We start from the raw sequence: 16,044 nt of genomic DNA on the forward strand, positions 1-16,044 counted from the left end.
AAGAACACCTCTGGAGGAGACCCGAATGTCCACCCCGCAAGCCGCGTTGAGCACCGACGCCATCGCCCACGCTGGCCACAGCAACCAGTTTGCCCTGCTCACGCAGCGCCGCTTCGGCCCCTTCTTCTGGGTGCAGTTTCTCGGTGCCGGCAACGACAACGTTTTCAAGTTCGCCTTCACCGTGCTGGTCACCTACCAGTTGCAGGTGCAATGGCTGCCGGCGTCGATGGCCGGGTTGGTGATCGGCGCGCTGTTCATCCTGCCCTTCCTGCTGTTCAGCGCCACCAGCGGCCAGCTGGCCGACAAGTACCCCAAGGAGGTGCTGATCCGGTTCGTGAAGAACCTGGAGATCGCCATCATGCTGCTGGCCGGCTGGGGCTTCATGCAGCAGCACGTGCCGATGCTGCTGTTCTGCGTGTTCCTCATGGGCCTGCATTCCACGCTGTTCGGCCCGGTCAAGTTCGCCTACCTGCCGCAGCACCTGAGCGAGCGCGAACTTACCGGCGGCAACGGCATGGTCGAGATGGGCACCTTCGTCGCCATCCTGCTGGGCAACGTGGCCGGCGGCCTGCTGATCGCGCTGCCCCTCGTCGGGCCCAGTTATGTCGCGGCCGCCTGCCTGTTGCTGGCCCTGATGGGCCGCGCGCTGGCCCAGGCGGTGCCGGTCTCGCCGGCCACCGACCCGGCGCTGAAGATCAACTGGAACCCCTTCACCGAAACCTGGCGCAACCTCAAGCTGGCGCACGGCAACGTGGTGGTGTTCCGCTCGCTGCTGGGCATCAGCTGGATGTGGTTCTTCGGCGCCGTGTTCCTGAGCCAGTTTCCGGCCTTCGCGCACGACGTGCTGCGCGGGAACGAACAGGTGGCTTCGCTGCTGCTGGTGGTGTTTTCGGTCGGCATCGGCGCGGGCGCGCTGCTGTGCGAAGTGCTCAGCCGCCGGCATGTGGAAATCGGCCTGGTGCCGCTGGGCGCCATCGGCATGACGGTGTTTTCGGTGGACCTGTACTTCGCGGCCAACGGCGTGCCGCCATCCACCGCCGTGCTCACGCTCGGCCAGTTCCTGGCTGAGCCCGCACACTGGCGCGTGCTGGCCGACCTGGGCCTGCTCTCGCTGTTCGCCGGCATCTACAGCGTGCCGATGTACGCGCTGATCCAGATGCGCAGCCAGCCCACGCACCGCGCCCGCATCATCGCGGCCAACAACATCCTCAACGCGCTGTTCATGATCGCCAGCTCGTTGCTGGCCGGTGCGCTGCTGGCTGCGGGCTTCAGCATCGCCGAGCTGTTCCTCATCGTCGGCCTGGCCAACGCCGTGGTGGCCGGCTACATCTTCCTGCTGGTGCCCGAATACCTGCTGCGCTTCGTGGCCTGGGCGGCTTCGCGCTTCGTCTACCGCTTCCAGGTGCGTGGCGACGAGCGGATTCCCACCGGCGGTGCGGCCGTGCTGGTCTGCAACCACGTCAGCTTTGTCGACGCGGTGCTGCTCATGGCCGCCAGCCCGCGCCCGATCCGCTTCGTGATGGACCACCGCATCTTCCAGGTGCCGGTGCTCGGCTGGCTGTTCAGGCTGGCCAAGGCCATCCCCATCGCGCCGCAGAAGGAAGACCCGGCGGTCTACGAAGCCGCCTTCCGCGAGGTGGCGCACACCCTGCGGGCCGGTGATCTGGTGGGCATCTTCCCCGAAGGCGCCATCACGCGCGATGGCCAGTTGCAGCCCTTCAAGGGCGGCATCATGAAGATCCTCGAAACGGCCAAAGCCGACGGCCTGCCCGAAGTGCCGGTCATCCCCATGGCGCTGACCCACCTGTGGGGGTCGTTCTTCAGCCGCATCGAAGTGGTCAACGGCAAACACCAGGCCATGGTGCGCCCCTTCCGGCGGGGCATGTTCAGCCGCGTGGGGCTGAATGTGGGCGACGCGGTGAAGGCGGAAGACGTGACACCGGAGGGGTTGCGGGAGCGGGTGGCGGGGTTGTTGGATTGAGGGGCGGCGTGCGCTCCGGAGCCGGCGCCCACGCCGCGGGCGGACCGGTGCCTTCTTCCATGAAAGCGGTGCAAAACGGGAAGGCCTCGAGTGAATACAAACACCGCGGCCTGGACGCAGGCCTTTACTCCTGCCCCAGTCCCAAACGCTGAATCAATTCCTGGATCGCGGCGCTCACAACCGTCTTGATATCGTTTTCCACCACAGGCTCCAGCTCCGGTTTCAACGTCGCTCCTTTGTCCAAGGCGGCTTTGCCGTGTGTTTTGTCAACGATCATCTTCAGCGAGGTTTCGGTGACCAATGCGATCTGGCGGCCCGTTTTGGTTTCGAACAAACCGGCTTCCAGCGAGGCGTAGGCTGCTGAGTAAGGCGGCAACCCAAACGCGGAACGCTGGCGCACGCCGATTCCCTTGAGAGGGACTTCATTCAAAGGAACGAAGTCACCACCGACTGAAGGTGAAATCACCACAACCAGGTCAGCCACCTGCGCGGCAGGATGCTTCAACACATCTTCCTTGGTGAGCCCGTCGAGCTCCAATGCCTTGACGGTTGTGAAACGGCCTCCCTTGCTCAAAGTCGTTTCAGCATTTTTCAATGCCAGGGACGCCAGTTGCCAATCAGGGCGCTTCAGCGTGGATGAGTCGTTGTTGAAGGCCGTTGTCCCTATCCAGGAAAGCCGAATGGTCGAATCCAGCGTGGCAGCAATGGCCAACGACTTTCCGTCTGTCGCCGCCTGTACGGCAGCTTTGTCGACAGATGCGCAGCCCCACAAGCCCGTGGCTGTCAATGCAACGAAAAAGTAGCGGAAAAATTTCATGGAACTCCTCGGGTAATTTTTTGAATGACCGGCGCATTATCCAGGGCCAGCTATCGATTGTTGCCACTCCTTCGCAGAATTGAATGGGGCTGGAATTCATGCCCTACCAAGTGGCGCAGAGGTTCTGGATCTCGGTGCATTGCTGGGCAGTGAAGGGTTCCATGCCAGTGCCCTGAGTTGTTGCCTCGTGCCCCCCTGTTTGGCTTGCTGGATCGCACGGCAGGTGGTCTTCCGGTCTGCTGCGTGGGGCGTGCCAACCGGAAAACGACCGAGATCCGAAAACAGCCAGTGTGCGAGGGTATCGAAATTCGATGCTGGTGGTTATCGAAACCTGTTCTGGTGGATGAAAGTGCGCCGGTTCGCCGTGAGGGTTGCCACCATCCGCCCCATGTTCAACAACCCACCGAGGTTTCACATGGTCAGCGGCTCCCGTTCCCCCCTCATCGTGATGCGCGACACCCGCGCCTGGCAGTTTCAGGTCTGGGCCTCGTTCGGGCTCGCGGTCTTTCTCTGTGCCATCGGCCTGGCGTGGCTGCCCGGTCAGGCGCTGGACCGGGCGTTCATGGTGATGGGGTATGTGTTCTGCCTTTCGACCGCGTTCGTGCTGTCCAAGGCGGTGCGCGACCAGCAGACCGCGCAGCGGGCGGGAGAGGCCGAGACGCCGATGTGGCGCTTCGTGGTCTGGGGTGGCTTCGGTGTCGCGATGGGGCTGACGGCCTGGGGTTTGCTCCGCATGCAGATCAACGAGACCTACAAGGCCTATCTGGGCGTGAGCTGGCTGTACCTGGTGACGTCGGCGTTCACGCTGGCCAAAACATTGCGCGACCGGCATGAGGCGGACCTGATGGGCCGTGCTCGCGATCGCTTCCCCACGCAGGAGCAATGACATGAACGCTGTTTTTCTGAAGAAGCTGTGTGTGGCGGGCTGTCTGGCCGCTGTCTTGGTGGCGGCGCCGGTGCGGGCGCAGAGCGAGGCTTCACTGGCGCTGTCGGCCCTGCCGGTGGCGTCGGTGGTGGGGGCGGGGGCTTCGGCCGCAGGCGGTGCTGCTGCGCTGAGCACGGTGCCGGCAGCGCTGACGCTCAGCGGCGCGGTGCTGGTGGTGAAGGCGGTGGACGTGTCGGCGCGCGGCACGGTTATCGTGCTGGAGCGCGTGTCCGATGGTGCGCGCACCAGTGTGGAAGTGACCGGGCATGCGGCTTCGGGCGTGGGGGCCAGTGTGGGCACGGCGGTCGCGGTGAGCGTGATCGGTGCGGGGGTGGTGCTTTCGGCGGCGGGGGAGGTGCTGTGCTTCATCCCGAACGCGCTGGGCCGTGCGTTGCTGCACAACGAGAAGATCACCAATTGAACCCGCAACACGCTTTCCGCTTTTCCTGGGGCGACACCAGCGGCCTGGCTCTCCCGTTCTGTGGTGTCTGCTGGACGGGCCATTTCACACGAGAGGCATCATGAAAACCCAATGGCATTGGGGGTTGGCGCTACTTTGCGCATGCGCCGCCACCGCAGCGCATGCCGGCCGTTCCTGCGAGGCGCGTCCGTTGACGTCACAGGCACTGGCGCAAGGCCTGGAACTGGCGCATCGCACCGCCGAGGCCTTGGACGCCGAGTTCGCGCGCAGCGGCGCGCGGGTGGTGGTGCTGGGCCGGGCGGGGCAGGACCTGTCAAAGTACCAGCTGCGCTGGTCGCCCTGGGCTGGGCCTACAAGACGACCGAAGGGCCGTGGCGCGTGCTGCACAAGCTCAACCAGTGCGGCACGGGCCACGGGGCGCTGTACCGCCAGGGCCTGGGGGAGTTTTTCCTGGACGACTTGTGGCGTCACGAGGCGGTGTGGTCGGTGCCGGCGCCGTCGCTGCAGGCACCGCTGTACACCGTGCTGACCGACCCCGCGCGCAGCGTGCGGCTGAACGAGCGGGCCTACAACATGGTGGCCTACCCCTGGGGCACGCGCTACCAGCAGTCCAACCAGTGGGCGCTGGAGACCTTGGCGTTGGCGGCCGACCCGGGCGTGACCACACGGCCGCAGGCACAGGCCTGGCTGGGGTTCAAGGGCTACCAGCCGAGCACGCTGCGGCTGGGCCCGATGACGCGCCTGGGCGCCAGCAGCACGTCGGCGCACATCCGCTTCGACGATCACCCGAACGCCAAGCGGTTCTCCGACCGCATTGAAACGGTGACGGTCGATTCCGTGCTCGACTGGATGGTCCGCACCGGGTTGGGTTCAGCGCCGCAGCAACTGGTTCTGTGAAGCCGTCGCAGGGCGTGCGGGAGAATGGGCGCGCGGCGACGTATCGTCGTGGGCATTCCATGAAGAAAGAGGGAAGTTGACATGAGCAACGCTTTGCGTTTGTCGGAAAAGTGGTTCCGCCGTGGCCTGTGGCTGGTGGCGTTTCTGTTCGCGTGGTTTCTCACCGGCTTGGGCAGCACCATCGTGGGCGATCTGCCGCAGGTGGAGCAGCAACGCTCGCTGGAAGACTTCATGGACGCGTCGCGCACAGCGGCCCTGCGCCAGACGCTGAAGTCCACGGAGCAGGCGGCGGAGGACGCGCAGGCCGCGCTGGAGCAGGCGCAACTGAAGTTGCAGACCGCCAGGGCCGACAACCGCGCGGCGCGCGAGACCTTCGACAACTGGCTGGCCACGCGCCGTGCCACGCAGCGGCCCGAGCAGGATGACGAACTGCTGCAGCGCACGCGCGAACTGGACGGTCTGCGCCAGGCCGAGCGCGACGCGCTCGCGGCGGTGCAGCGACAGCAGCAGGCCGCGCTGGACGCCAGCCAGGCCAGCCAGCGGGCGCAGGCCGAGCTGGGCCGTCTGCAGGGCGCGGCCCGCGAGGCCTACCGGTCGGCCCAGCGCGCCCAGGAACTGCGCGTGTTCGGCTACCGCCTGGCGCTCACGCTGCCGCTGCTGGTGGTGGCGGGCTGGTTGTTCAAGAAGCACCGGCAGGGCGCATCGTGGCCGTTCGTGTGGGGTTTCATCTTCTTCGCGCTGTTCGCCTTCTTCGTCGAACTGGTGCCCTATCTGCCGAGCTACGGTGGCTACGTGCGCTACATCGTCGGCATCGTGCTCACGGTGATCGGTGGTCGCTACGCCATCCAGGCGCTGCAACGTTATCTGGAGCGGCAGAAGCAGGCCGAAGCCCAACCCGACAACCAGCGCCGCAAGGAGCTGGACTACGACCTGGCGCAGGCCCGGCTGGCCAAGAACGTGTGCCCGGGTTGCGAACGTGCGGTCGATCTGAAGGACGGCAAGACCGATTTCTGCCCGCATTGCGGCCTGTGCCTGTTCGACCGCTGCGGCCATTGCAGCACCCGCAAGAGTGCGTTTGCGCGCTACTGTTTTGCGTGCGGCACAGCGGCTGTGCCCGCGGGGCGGGCGGAGGACGCGCCTGCACAAACAGCGACCTGAGTGGCCGGTTGAGCCGCCGTATGGGCGCATACTGCAGCCTTGTTTGACTTTTCCGGAAAGCCGGGTGCCCGTGGTACCTGCCCACCGCCATGATCCGCCTTGATTTGCGCATCGAGTTGAACTACGACATCGATGCCTTCGGTGCGGACTTCATCTTCAACATCCATCCCGCGTTCACGCCGCAGCAGCGGGTGCTGAACGAGAACCTGTGGCTCAGCCAGGCGCTGACGCCCCTGTTGCAGACCGAGTCGCACAGCGGCAACCGGCTGCTGCGCCTGCGGGCCGGTCCGGGGCCGCTCCGGCTGGTCTACACCGCGCTGGTGGAAATCGAACACCACAGCGTGCCGCCGACGCAGTTGAACGAAATCCCGGTGGCGCAGTTGCCGGCTGACGTACTGCGCTACCTGTATCCCAGCCGCTATTGCCAGTCGGACCGGCTGGGCCGTCTGGCCCATCAGGCTTTCGGCTCGTTGTGGCAGGGCCATGACCGGGTGATGGCCGTGCAGCACTGGGTGCAGCGCCAGGTGACCTTCACGCCGAACACCACGAATGGCAATACGTCGGCGGTGGACACGCTCATCGAGCAGGTGGGTGTGTGCCGGGACTTTGCGCACCTGATGATTGCGCTGCTGCGCGCGCTCAACATTCCGGCGCGCATCGCCACCGGCACCGATTACGGGGCCGATCCGGCCCTGGGCCCGCCCGACTTCCACGCCTACGTCGAGGTCTATCTGGGCGGGCGCTGGTGCATCTTTGATCCGTCGGGGACGGGCATTCCCATGGGGTTCATGCGCATCGGCACCGGCCGCGACGCCGCCGATGTGGCGTTCGCCACGATCTTCGGTGGCGTGAGGACCCAGGCGCCCATCATCAGCGCCGTGCCGTCTGCCGGCAGCCCGATACCGCAGCACAGCGCGTACGCGGTGTCCACCGACGCCGGGCTGGTGCGGGCCTGACCCACGGCCGCGGCCGCAGCGCGGCGGTCAGTGGTCGCTGGCGCCGCTGCGCCGGATGGCGCGCTGGACGTCGCCCAGCGGCAGGCCGTAGCTGCTGGCGAAGTCGGCGGGCGACAGGCCGCTGCCATGGAAGGCGCGCAGCAGGGCCTCGTCGCGCGCGGCCTGGCTGGCCACGTCGGCCAGGGCTTCCAGGGTCAGCGCGTTGACTTCCTCGTCACGGCCCAGCACTTTTTCGGTATAAGCCTCGCGGCTCAGGCCGCTGGCTTCAAATGCCTGGGCCACGCGCTGGCGGAATTTGGGCCGCAGGTCTTCGGGCGTGCGCTGCTGGCGGCGGCGGAACACTTCCACCAGTGCGTGGTGCACGTGTTCGGGCGCCAGGTCTTCCACCGCCTGGCCGGCCAGGTCGTGGCGCTGCTGGCCGCTGGCGACCATGGTGAGGTAGCGGCTGGAGCGGGTGTGCAGGGCGAGGGCGGTCTTGAGCGCGTCCTTGTCCAGGGCGTCGGGGTGGGCGGCCAGCAGGTCCTGGAAGATGCCACGCTTGAGCGGTTTGGGCGTCTCGCCGAACAGCGCCGGGTAGAGCGTGGCCAGTTGCTCCAGCACCGGGTGCTGCGGCCTGGCGGGGCGTTTGCTGCTTTCGGCCGTGCCGGCACGGCGCGCCGGGTTGCCGGCCGGGGCCCGGCGTGGCGGGCGGTTGCGCGATGAGCGATTGCGGGCCGGGGCGGCGGTGTCTGCTGCGGGGGTGGCGGGGGCCGGGGTGGCTTCGGCAGGGGTCGGGTTCGGTGGCGTGGTCATGTCGGGGTGTTCGGGGCCTGAGGTCATACGCCGCGCGCGCGGTCGCTGCGGAACTGCTGCTGGAAGGCGGCGAAGGCGCCGGCGTCGAGCGCAGCCCGCACTTCTTTCATCAGGTTCAGGTAGTAGTGCAGGTTGTGGATGGTTGCCAGCATGGGGCCGAGCATTTCGCCGCAGCGGTCCAGGTGGTGCAGGTAGGCGCGGCTGAAGCCGTCGCGCCCGCCATCGGCATGGGCCACGCCGGAGCGGCCGGCGCAGGCGTAGCAGGTGCAGGTTTCGTCGAGCGGGCGGTGGTCGCTCTTGTGCCGCGCGTTGCGGATCTTCAGGTCGCCGTAGCGCGTGAACAGGTGGCCGTTGCGCGCGTTGCGCGTGGGCATGACGCAGTCGAACATGTCGACGCCGCAGGCCACGCCGTCGACCAGGTCTTCGGGTGTGCCCACGCCCATCAGGTAGCGTGGCTTGTGCGCCGGCAGGCGGTGCGGGGTGTGCGCCATGATGCGCAGCATCTCGTCCTTGGGCTCACCCACGCTCACGCCGCCGATGGCGTAACCGGGGAAGTCCATCTCGACCAGCGCCTCCAGCGATTCCTGGCGCAGGTGTTCGAACATGCCGCCCTGCACGATGCCGAACAGCGCGTTGGGGTTGCCCAGGCGCTCGAATTCGGTTTTTGACCGAACCGCCCAGCGCCGGCTCATTTCCATGCTCTTGCGGGCTTCGGCTTCGGTGGTGATGTGGCCCACGTTCTTCTCGCCCTGCCAGTAGGGCGTGCACTCGTCGAGCTGCATCACGATGTCGGAATTGAGCACCGTCTGGATCTGCATGCTCACTTCGGGCGACATGAACAGTTTGTCGCCGTTGACGGGCGAAGCGAAGTGCACGCCTTCTTCGGTGATCTTGCGCATGTCGCCCAGGCTCCAGACCTGGAAGCCGCCCGAGTCGGTGAGGATGGGCTTGTCCCACTTCTCGAAGCCGTGCAGGCCACCGAAGCTCTGCATCACGTCCAGGCCCGGACGCATCCACAGGTGGAAGGTGTTGCCCAGGATGATCTGGGCGCCCATGTCTTCCAGGCTCGCGGGCATGACGCCCTTGACGGTGCCGTAAGTGCCCACGGGCATGAAGATAGGCGTCTCAACCACACCGTGGTTGAGCGTGAGCCGGCCGCGGCGCGCATGGCCTTCGGTTTTGAGCAGGTCGAACTGAAGCATGGGGCGATTGTCTCAAAGCGGCCCGGGGTGTGCCCGGGCCGGGCTTCGTCCTTTTCAGGGAACGAGCTCCGCTACCGGCGCTTTCCTTCCGGCGCCACCACCAGCACCGTGCGGTTGCGGTCCTCCACGATCCACAGCCGCCCCTGCCGGTCGACGGTGATGCCGGCCGGGTTGCCCAGTGGGCGCACGCCCCGCTGCACTGTCCAGCCGGCCACCTCGTTGCGGGCGGCGCCGGTGGGCTGGCCGTCGCGGTTGAGCGTGAAGCTGACGATCCGGTGCCCCTGGCTGCGGTAGCCGTGCCAGACGGCGAGCAGCCGGCCGCTCCAGGGTGTGGCGCGGTCCGGGTGGTCGGCGGGCGGCACCGTGAGCAGTTGCAGCGGTGCCACGTGCGCGGGCCAGGCCATGACCGGCGGCGTGTGGTCACTGGCGCGGCAGCGGGTGCGGCCTTCGTAGCCGCGCGCCACGACCGGGCGGCCGCGGGCGTCGCTCAGGCATTGGGGCCAGCCGTGGTCAGAGCCTGGTTTCAGTTCGTTGAGCTCTTCGGCGGGCAGCGTGGCATCGGTGTAGTCGACCGAGTTCTCGGCCTGCCACAGGCGCGGCCCTTTCGGGCCGGCGGTGAAGGCCAGGCCGAGCGAGTTGCGCAGGCCGGTGGCGTGGGGGCGCAGCGACTGCAGGGTGTGTTCCGGTCCGCCGAGCACGGCCTCGTACACCGCCGCGCGCGGTTGCGGGCCCTGTTTTTCCGGGCAGGGCAGGGGCTGCTGCTGGCGGTCGTCGCGGCAGGCGTCGGTGGCGGAGCCGAGGTTGATGAACAGGTGGCCGTCAGGGCCGAAGACGATTTCCTTGAGCGGGTGCGCGCCATCGGCGGGCAGGTCCGTGATGACGTCTTCGCGCTGCACGTTCAGCCCGACCGGGGTGCGCCAGATGGTGCCGGCCTCGCCCACGTAGACCTTGCCGTCGGGCCCGAGCGCCAGACCGTGCGGGCGGTCGAGCCGGGCGGCCAGGATGCGGGTGCGCGCCTCGTCGCCCGGGGTGTCGGGCAGGACCAGTTCCAGCAGGCGCCCACGGTGGGGCTCCCAGTTGCCCATGTCGGCGATCCAGAAGCGGCCGGGGGCCACTTCCAGAATGCGGCGGGGCATGGAAAGCCCTTGCGTGCCCGTGGCGACCAGGCCCGCGCACCAGCCGGCGGGTGTGGCCAGCGCGACGCGGGGGAAACCGGCGCATTGGCCCTGGGTCAGATAAGGCGCCTGGGCCAGGGCGCCCGCAGGCAGGAGGACGGCGCAGGCCAGGCCAAGGCGGCGAAGCCGTGCCCGGAAGCCGGTCATCGCGGCCAGCGGGCGGCTCAGCGCCCGGGGATGGTGGTGCTCAGGCTGTCGTCGCTGCGTTCGTTCTGCGCCGCCAGCGGTTCGGAATGGTCCCAGCTCCAGGCCAGAAACAGGGCCAGCAGAAGGGAGAGCAGCACGGCGAGGCTGAGGCGAACGAGGATTTCCATGGGGCGGGCGGGGGTGGTTCGGTGCGGGCATGGGCATTGTCCGTGCAGGCGGGCACGGCCCGCCGCAGCCGGTCGCATTTTTTCAGGTGATCGTGTCGGATTTCGCGACGGGGGTGGTGCCGAAGCAGCGGGCCATGACCGCGCGCAGCCACTGATGGCCGGGGTCGCGGTGCAGGTGGGCGTGCCAATACTGGGCGATCGTGCTGACCGGCAGCTTCAGCGACAGCGGGCGTGCCACCAGCGCGTGGGGCGCCGTCAGCCGCTCGGCCAGGCGCTCGGGCACGGTGGCGATCAGGTCGGTGCTGCCCAGCACGTGGCCCAGGGCCACGTAGTGCGGCACGGTCAGTTGCACCGTGCGGTGCACGCCGAGGCGTTGCAGGGCTTCTTCGACCAGACCGTGCGCCGTGCCCGCCGACACCACGCGCACGTGCGCCGCTTGGCGGTACAGCGTGGCGGTCACCTGCGGGCGCACGGCCAGCGGGTGCGCCTGGCGCATCAGCGCCACGTAGCGCTGGCGGAACAGCGCCTGCTGGAAGTAGCCTGCCTGCAATGGCGGCAGCGAGCCCAGGGCGAGGTCTACGCGGCCGGTCGCCATGTCCTCGCGCAAGGTGGAGTCGGCCACGGTGACGGCGCGCAGGGTCACGCCGGGGGCCTCGTGCGCCAGGGTGTCCATCAGCACCGGCAGGAAGTAGATCTCGCCGACGTCGGTCATGGCCAGGGTGAAGCAGCGGTCGCTGTTTGCCGGGTCGAAGCTGGCGCGCACGTTCAGCGCGCTTTGCAGCGTGTGCAGCGCCTGCGCCACCGGGGACGCCAGTTGCTGGGCATAAGGCGTGGGCACCATGCCGGCCGGGGTGCGCAGGAACAGCTCGTCGCCCAGCAGGTCGCGCAAGCGGCGCAGGGCGTTGCTGACCGCCGGCTGGCTCAGCCCCAGCGACTCGGCCACGCGCGAGACCCGGCCGTCCTGCACCAGGCGGTCGAACACCAGCAGCAGGTTGAGATCCAGCTCGGTCAGCTTCATGGCTCTTGCGTATTCACGGGGTGAATAAAGGGTATCACGCCAATTCCCTTGCCGGATGGCCGGGTTGCCCCGATCATGCGGGCCACAAGAACACCCACGGAGACAAGCATGCACCCTGCCAGCGGGCCCGACGCCCTGCACTGGGAAGCCGGCGGCACCAGCCGCATCCCGTTTGCCGTCTATACCGACGAGCAGCGCCACCGGCGCGAACTCGATCGCTTCTTCTACCAGGGCCACTGGTGCTACGTTGGCCTGGAAGCCGAGATCCCGAACGCCGGTGACTTCAAGCGCACCGCAGTCGGCGAGCGATCGGTCATCATGACCCGCGCCGCCGACGGGCACGTCCACGTGGTGGAGAACGTCTGCGCCCACCGTGGCATGCGTTTCTGCCGCGAACGCCACGGCAACAAGACCGAATTCGTCTGTCCCTACCACCAGTGGAGCTACACGCCCGACGGCACGCTGCAGGGCGTGCCGTTCCGGCGCGGCGTGCGCCAGGACGGCAAGGTCAACGGCGGCATGCCGGCCGATTTCAATCCCAAGGACCACGGCCTGACGCGGCTCAAGGTCGCCGTGCGCGGTGGGGTGGTGTTCGCCAGCTTCGACCACAACGTCGAATCGCTGGAAGACTACATGGGGCCGACCATCCTCACCTACTTCGACCGCCTGTTCAACGGCCGCAAGCTCACCATCCTGGGCTACAACCGCCAGCGCATCCCCGGCAACTGGAAGCTGATGCAGGAGAACATCAAGGACCCGTACCACCCCGGCCTGCTGCACACCTGGTTCGTCACCTTCGGGCTCTGGCGCGCCGACAACAAGAGCGAGCTGCGCATGGACGCGCACCACCGCCACGCGGCCATGGTCTCCACCCGCGGCAGCATGGGCCAGGCCAGCGGCCAGGCGGCGCAGGTGACGCAGGTGTCCAGTTTCAAGGAGACGATGCAACTGGAAGACCCGCGCTTCCTGGACATCGTGCCCGAGCCCTGGTGGCAGTTGGGGGGGCAAGAACCAGCGCCGCCGGGCCGCCCCAAGGCGCCGGTCGCCCCCTCGGGGGGCAGCGAAGGACACGAAGTGCCGAGTGTGGGGGTTCAAGTTCCCACGGCGGTCATGACGACCCTGTTCCCCAGCGTCATCTTCCAGCAGCAGGTCAACAGCGTGAGCACGCGCCACATCCAGCCCGATGGGCATGGCGCGTTCGATTTCGTCTGGACCCACTTCGGCTTCGAGGACGACACGGAAGAGATGACGCAGCGCCGTCTGCGCCAGGCCAACCTGTTCGGCCCGGCCGGCTTTGTCAGCGCCGACGACGGCGAGGTGATCGAGTTCTCGCAACAAGCCTTCGACAGCAAGCCGCAGCACCGCGCGCTGGCCGAACTGGGCGGGCGCGAGGTGGGCGAAACGGATCACATGGTGACCGAGACACTGATCCGCGGCATGTATGAGTACTGGCGGAAAGTCATGGAAGCTCCGGAAAAGAGCGATGGAGGTGCCGCATGAGCGCGCTCGTCAAAGTTGACTTCGACACCTGGCAGGCGCTGCAGCAGCTCTACAGCGACTACGCGTCTGCGGTGGACAGCGGGCAGTGGGAACTGTGGCCGGAGTTTTTCACCGCCGACTGCGTCTACAAGCTGCAGCCGCGCGAAAACCACGAGCGCGGGTTCCCGCTCTCGACGCTCGCCTTCGACAGCCAGGCCATGCTGCGCGACCGCGTCTACGGCATCCAGGAGACCCTGTTCCACGACCCGTATTACCAGCGGCATGTGGTGGGAGCCCCCGTCGTCCGGCAGGTCGACGGGCAGGGCCGGCTGCATTGCGAGGCCAACTACGCGGTGTTCCGCACCAAGCTCGACGGCCCGAGCACGGTGTTCAACGTCGGCCGCTACCTCGACATCGTGACGAAGACGCCGGACGGCCTGAAGTTCGCCCAGCGTCTGTGCATCTACGACAGCGAGATGATCCCCAATTCCATCATTTACCCGATTTGATCAGGACAGCACTCATGAGCAACTGGACCGACGTGGCCGCCGAGGCCGATCTGTTCGAAGGCGCGGGCATCCCGGTCGCACCTGCTGGGCACGATATCGCGCTGTACCTGCAGGACGGGCAGGTGTTTGCCACCGACAACCTCTGCACGCACGGCCACGCCAAGCTGTGCGATGGTTTTCTGGAGGGGTTCGAGATCGAATGCCCCTTTCATCAAGGCCGCTTCGACATTCGCTCCGGCGCAGCGACGTTGGCACCCTGCACGGAACCGATCAGGAGCTGGCCGGTGAAGGTCGAGGGTGGCCGGGTCTGGCTGGACCTGGCTTAGTGCTCCTTGGGCAGTGCCGACGGTGCCGCGCCCAGCAGGTTGCGGGCCGTGGCCAGCAGGGTGGCACAGTGGGTCGGGTGGCCGTCGTGGACGGCGTGCACTTCGGCCGCGCACACGCTGAGCTGCCGACCCGCATTCACCACGCGCCCGATCGCCCGCAGGTGGCTGCCGCGGGCCGGCGCAAACAGCTTGAGCGTGCCGTCGATGGTGGCGTTGCTCGCGCCCTCGGGCAGGAGCGAGGCCGCGGCGCCGACGGCCGCGAAGTCGGCAATGGCGAACAGGGCGGTGGCCTGCAACTGGCCTTCGCGAAAGCAGAGCGCGGGGGTGATCGGCATCTCGATCTCCACATGGCCTGGCTCGAACGCGACGAAGCGCAGTTGCAGGGTGTGCGCGATCGGCATGGCCAGAATGGCATTGCGAATGGTCTCGATCGGGGTCATCGGTGTCTCCGGTAATCCAAGGGAACACCGAGGCTACGAAAGCTCGCACAGTGCGAAGGGCGTTAGGCTCTGGGCCATGAAGATTTCCGAACTGGCCCGCCTGTCCGGTGTTTCGGTGCACCGGCTGCGGCGTTATGAAGCGCTGGGTATGTTGCCCGCCGCGCGCTCGCCTTCGGGGCACCGCGAGTTTGCGAGCGGTGCGGTGCGCGAGGCCATCTTCATCGCCATGAGCCGCGACCTGGGCTTCTCGCTGGAGCGCGTGGCCCAGATGCTGCCCCGCTACCGCGCGGGCACGCTGTCGTTCGACGACATGAAGGCCTTCATGGAAGAGCGCATCGCGGAGGTGGATGCGGTCCTGGCGGAACAGCGCGCGCTGCGCCGGCGGCTGGTGCAGCACGTGCGCTGGCTGATGCGCCGCAAGGCCAGCTTTGCACAGCGCGCGGCGGCCAGGAATCCGTTCATTCTGGCCGAGCGCTCGAAACGCCGGCGCTGACGCGTGGCGTCAGCCCTGGCGGCGCGCCAGCAGCATCGCGTCGCCGTAGCTGAAGAAGCGGTAGCGCTGCGCCACCGCGTGGCGGTAGAGCGCCATCACGGGTTCGTATCCGGCGAAGGCGCTGACCAGCATCATCAGCGTGCTTTTGGGCAGGTGGAAATTGGTGACCAGCTGGTCCACCACCCGGAAGTCGAAGCCCGGCGTGATGAAGATGTTGGTGTCGCCCTGGGTCTCGCCGTTGCGCGCCCAGCTTTCCAGGGTGCGCACCGTGGTGGTGCCAATGGCCACCACCTGGCCGCCCCGGGCCCGGCAGTCGGCGATGGCTTGCACCGTTTCGGGGGGTATGACGTACCGCTCATGGTGCATGACGTGATCGCTGATGCGTTCCGTCTTCATGGGTGCGAAGGTGCCCGCGCCCACATGCAGGGTCACGTTGGCACGCCGCACGCCGCGCGCATCCAGCGCGGCCAGCACGCCGTCGTCGAAATGCAGCGCCGCGGTGGGCGCGGCCACCGCACCGGGCACGCGCGCGAACACCGTCTGGTAGCGCCGCGCGTCGTCGGCGCTGTCGGCGTGGGTGATGTAGGGCGGCAGGGGCACGTGGCCGTGGCGCTCCATCAGCGTGTACGGGTCTTCGCCGGCCGGGCCTTCCAGCCGCAGGCGGAAGAGCTGGCCCTGGGCGTCGGGCCAGCGGCCCAGGAAAACGGCGTCGAACCCGCCCTGGCGCAGGCCACCGGCCAGGTGCAGGCGGCCGCCGGGCAGGGGTTTCTTGCTCACCCGCAGATGCCCCACCACTTCGTTCGGCGAGCCATCGCTGGCCTCGTGCGGCAGCAGCACGCGCTCGATCAGCAGCTCCAGCTTGCCGCCGCTGGCCTTCTCGCCAAAGATGCGCGCCTTGACAACCTGGGTGTCGTTGAAGACCAGCAGATCGCCCGGCTGCAGCAGGCCGGGCAGGTCGCGGAAGATGCGGTCGACCGCCGCCGCGCCGGTACCGTCGAGCAGGCGCGAGGCGCTGCGTTCGGTCGCCGGGTGCTGGGCGATGAGTTCGGGGGGGAGATCGAAGTCGAAATCGGCGACGGTGTAGCGATCGTCGCCGGGGCTGGGCAGGCTCATGGGGTTTGAGGGCCGGACGGGGCCCGTT

The 16,044-nt window shown here is 67.6% G+C and carries 17 protein-coding genes and 1 pseudogene; 10 read left to right on the forward strand and 8 right to left on the reverse strand.

What is annotated here, in order from left to right:
- Positions 1-25: 25 nt before the first annotated feature.
- The gene (locus L0977_RS08470) at positions 26-1,981 is read left to right on the forward strand and encodes an MFS transporter (RefSeq protein ID WP_234264421.1); all 1,956 of its coding nucleotides are present in this window, start codon (positions 26-28) and stop codon (positions 1,979-1,981) included.
- A gap of 124 nt (positions 1,982-2,105) precedes the next feature.
- On the opposite strand, the gene L0977_RS08475 is transcribed toward L0977_RS08470, so the two are convergent.
- Entirely contained in the window at positions 2,106-2,798 is a 693-nt protein-coding gene (locus L0977_RS08475; protein ID WP_234264422.1) for a hypothetical protein, read from the reverse strand.
- A 388-nt stretch (positions 2,799-3,186) separates the two neighbouring features.
- Between L0977_RS08475 and L0977_RS08480 the strand changes: the two genes are divergently transcribed.
- From L0977_RS08480 to L0977_RS08500, 5 genes and pseudogenes are all read left to right on the forward strand, one after another.
- On the forward strand, positions 3,187-3,684 hold the full coding sequence (locus L0977_RS08480; RefSeq protein ID WP_442786623.1) for a YiaA/YiaB family inner membrane protein: 498 nt from the start codon (positions 3,187-3,189) through the stop codon (positions 3,682-3,684).
- Between the two features lies 1 nt (position 3,685).
- On the forward strand, positions 3,686-4,144 hold the full coding sequence (locus L0977_RS08485) for a hypothetical protein (RefSeq protein ID WP_234264423.1): 459 nt from the start codon (positions 3,686-3,688) through the stop codon (positions 4,142-4,144).
- A 100-nt stretch (positions 4,145-4,244) separates the two neighbouring features.
- Positions 4,245-5,041 (forward strand): annotated as a pseudogene (locus L0977_RS08490) (DUF2145 domain-containing protein).
- 81 nt (positions 5,042-5,122) lie between these two features.
- Positions 5,123-6,199, forward strand: a complete 1,077-nt coding sequence (locus tag L0977_RS08495) for a zinc ribbon domain-containing protein (RefSeq protein WP_234264424.1) — start codon at positions 5,123-5,125, stop codon at positions 6,197-6,199.
- Positions 6,200-6,288: 89 nt separating this feature from the next.
- Positions 6,289-7,155 carry a transglutaminase-like domain-containing protein gene (locus L0977_RS08500; RefSeq protein ID WP_234264425.1) on the forward strand — a complete coding sequence of 289 codons (867 nt, stop codon included), beginning with the start codon at positions 6,289-6,291 and terminating at the stop codon, positions 7,153-7,155.
- Positions 7,156-7,182: 27 nt separating this feature from the next.
- Here the strand turns inward: L0977_RS08500 and L0977_RS08505 are convergent, their stop codons facing one another.
- The 5 genes from L0977_RS08505 to L0977_RS08525 all read right to left on the reverse strand — a co-directional run bounded on the left by L0977_RS08505 (position 7,183) and on the right by L0977_RS08525 (position 11,656).
- Positions 7,183-7,947, reverse strand: coding sequence for a ProQ/FINO family protein (locus tag L0977_RS08505; RefSeq protein ID WP_234264426.1), 765 nt, complete (start codon positions 7,945-7,947; stop codon positions 7,183-7,185).
- Positions 7,948-7,970: 23 nt separating this feature from the next.
- Positions 7,971-9,149 (reverse strand): tRNA guanosine(34) transglycosylase Tgt, encoded by a 1,179-nt coding sequence (gene tgt / locus L0977_RS08510; protein WP_234264427.1) that lies wholly within the window; start codon positions 9,147-9,149, stop codon positions 7,971-7,973.
- Positions 9,150-9,220: 71 nt separating this feature from the next.
- A complete protein-coding gene (locus L0977_RS08515) occupies positions 9,221-10,471 on the reverse strand; it encodes a PQQ-dependent sugar dehydrogenase (RefSeq protein ID WP_234264428.1) in 1,251 nt (416 codons plus the stop codon).
- A gap of 17 nt (positions 10,472-10,488) precedes the next feature.
- The gene (locus tag L0977_RS08520) at positions 10,489-10,638 is read right to left on the reverse strand and encodes a hypothetical protein (RefSeq protein WP_234264429.1); all 150 of its coding nucleotides are present in this window, start codon (positions 10,636-10,638) and stop codon (positions 10,489-10,491) included.
- Positions 10,639-10,720: 82 nt separating this feature from the next.
- Complete coding sequence (locus L0977_RS08525) at positions 10,721-11,656, reverse strand: LysR family transcriptional regulator (RefSeq protein ID WP_234264430.1); 936 nt, start codon at positions 11,654-11,656, stop codon at positions 10,721-10,723.
- Between the two features lie 108 nt (positions 11,657-11,764).
- Here L0977_RS08525 and L0977_RS08530 point away from each other — a divergent pair, with 108 nt between their 5' ends.
- Genes L0977_RS08530 through L0977_RS08540 form a run of 3 tightly spaced genes read left to right on the forward strand, consistent with a single transcriptional unit; the run spans position 11,765 to position 13,970 of the window.
- Positions 11,765-13,156, forward strand: coding sequence for an aromatic ring-hydroxylating dioxygenase subunit alpha (locus L0977_RS08530; RefSeq protein WP_234264431.1), 1,392 nt, complete (start codon positions 11,765-11,767; stop codon positions 13,154-13,156).
- Positions 13,153-13,644: an aromatic-ring-hydroxylating dioxygenase subunit beta gene (locus L0977_RS08535; protein ID WP_234264432.1), complete on the forward strand. Its 492-nt coding sequence runs from the start codon at positions 13,153-13,155 to the stop codon at positions 13,642-13,644. Before L0977_RS08530 ends, L0977_RS08535 begins: the two co-directional genes overlap by 4 nt.
- Positions 13,645-13,658: 14 nt before the next feature.
- Positions 13,659-13,970, forward strand: coding sequence for a non-heme iron oxygenase ferredoxin subunit (locus L0977_RS08540; RefSeq protein ID WP_234264433.1), 312 nt, complete (start codon positions 13,659-13,661; stop codon positions 13,968-13,970).
- Here the strand turns inward: L0977_RS08540 and L0977_RS08545 are convergent.
- Complete coding sequence (locus tag L0977_RS08545; RefSeq protein ID WP_234264434.1) at positions 13,967-14,410, reverse strand: PaaI family thioesterase; 444 nt, start codon at positions 14,408-14,410, stop codon at positions 13,967-13,969. The genes L0977_RS08540 and L0977_RS08545 overlap by 4 nt on opposite strands.
- A 76-nt stretch (positions 14,411-14,486) precedes the next feature.
- On the opposite strand from L0977_RS08545, the gene L0977_RS08550 reads away from it, so the two are divergent.
- The gene (locus tag L0977_RS08550) at positions 14,487-14,903 is read left to right on the forward strand and encodes a MerR family DNA-binding transcriptional regulator (protein WP_234264435.1); all 417 of its coding nucleotides are present in this window, start codon (positions 14,487-14,489) and stop codon (positions 14,901-14,903) included.
- Between the two features lie 9 nt (positions 14,904-14,912).
- Here the strand turns inward: L0977_RS08550 and queA are convergent, their stop codons facing one another.
- Positions 14,913-16,016: a tRNA preQ1(34) S-adenosylmethionine ribosyltransferase-isomerase QueA gene (gene queA, locus L0977_RS08555; RefSeq protein WP_234264436.1), complete on the reverse strand. Its 1,104-nt coding sequence runs from the start codon at positions 16,014-16,016 to the stop codon at positions 14,913-14,915.
- Positions 16,017-16,044 lie beyond the last annotated feature (28 nt).

It is taken from the genome of Hydrogenophaga sp. NFH-34 (assembly GCF_021401345.1).
Lineage (GTDB): Bacteria > Pseudomonadota > Gammaproteobacteria > Burkholderiales > Burkholderiaceae_C > Hydrogenophaga > Hydrogenophaga electricum.

Excerpts from the sequence above, each read along its gene's own strand:
- L0977_RS08470 (WP_234264421.1), top strand. The coding sequence starts at position 26 with ATGTCCACCCCGCAAGCCGCGTTGAGCACCGACGCCATCGCCCACGCT.
- L0977_RS08475 (WP_234264422.1), bottom strand. The coding sequence starts at position 2,798 with ATGAAATTTTTCCGCTACTTTTTCGTTGCATTGACAGCCACGGGCTTG.
- L0977_RS08480 (WP_442786623.1), top strand. The coding sequence starts at position 3,187 with ATGTTCAACAACCCACCGAGGTTTCACATGGTCAGCGGCTCCCGTTCC.
- L0977_RS08485 (WP_234264423.1), top strand. The coding sequence starts at position 3,686 with ATGAACGCTGTTTTTCTGAAGAAGCTGTGTGTGGCGGGCTGTCTGGCC.
- L0977_RS08495 (WP_234264424.1), top strand. The coding sequence starts at position 5,123 with ATGAGCAACGCTTTGCGTTTGTCGGAAAAGTGGTTCCGCCGTGGCCTG.
- L0977_RS08500 (WP_234264425.1), top strand. The coding sequence starts at position 6,289 with ATGATCCGCCTTGATTTGCGCATCGAGTTGAACTACGACATCGATGCC.
- L0977_RS08505 (WP_234264426.1), bottom strand. The coding sequence starts at position 7,947 with ATGACCACGCCACCGAACCCGACCCCTGCCGAAGCCACCCCGGCCCCC.
- tgt (WP_234264427.1), bottom strand. The coding sequence starts at position 9,149 with ATGCTTCAGTTCGACCTGCTCAAAACCGAAGGCCATGCGCGCCGCGGC.
- L0977_RS08515 (WP_234264428.1), bottom strand. The coding sequence starts at position 10,471 with ATGACCGGCTTCCGGGCACGGCTTCGCCGCCTTGGCCTGGCCTGCGCC.
- L0977_RS08520 (WP_234264429.1), bottom strand. The coding sequence starts at position 10,638 with ATGGAAATCCTCGTTCGCCTCAGCCTCGCCGTGCTGCTCTCCCTTCTG.
- L0977_RS08525 (WP_234264430.1), bottom strand. The coding sequence starts at position 11,656 with ATGAAGCTGACCGAGCTGGATCTCAACCTGCTGCTGGTGTTCGACCGC.
- L0977_RS08530 (WP_234264431.1), top strand. The coding sequence starts at position 11,765 with ATGCACCCTGCCAGCGGGCCCGACGCCCTGCACTGGGAAGCCGGCGGC.
- L0977_RS08535 (WP_234264432.1), top strand. The coding sequence starts at position 13,153 with ATGAGCGCGCTCGTCAAAGTTGACTTCGACACCTGGCAGGCGCTGCAG.
- L0977_RS08540 (WP_234264433.1), top strand. The coding sequence starts at position 13,659 with ATGAGCAACTGGACCGACGTGGCCGCCGAGGCCGATCTGTTCGAAGGC.
- L0977_RS08545 (WP_234264434.1), bottom strand. The coding sequence starts at position 14,410 with ATGACCCCGATCGAGACCATTCGCAATGCCATTCTGGCCATGCCGATC.
- L0977_RS08550 (WP_234264435.1), top strand. The coding sequence starts at position 14,487 with ATGAAGATTTCCGAACTGGCCCGCCTGTCCGGTGTTTCGGTGCACCGG.
- queA (WP_234264436.1), bottom strand. The coding sequence starts at position 16,016 with ATGAGCCTGCCCAGCCCCGGCGACGATCGCTACACCGTCGCCGATTTC.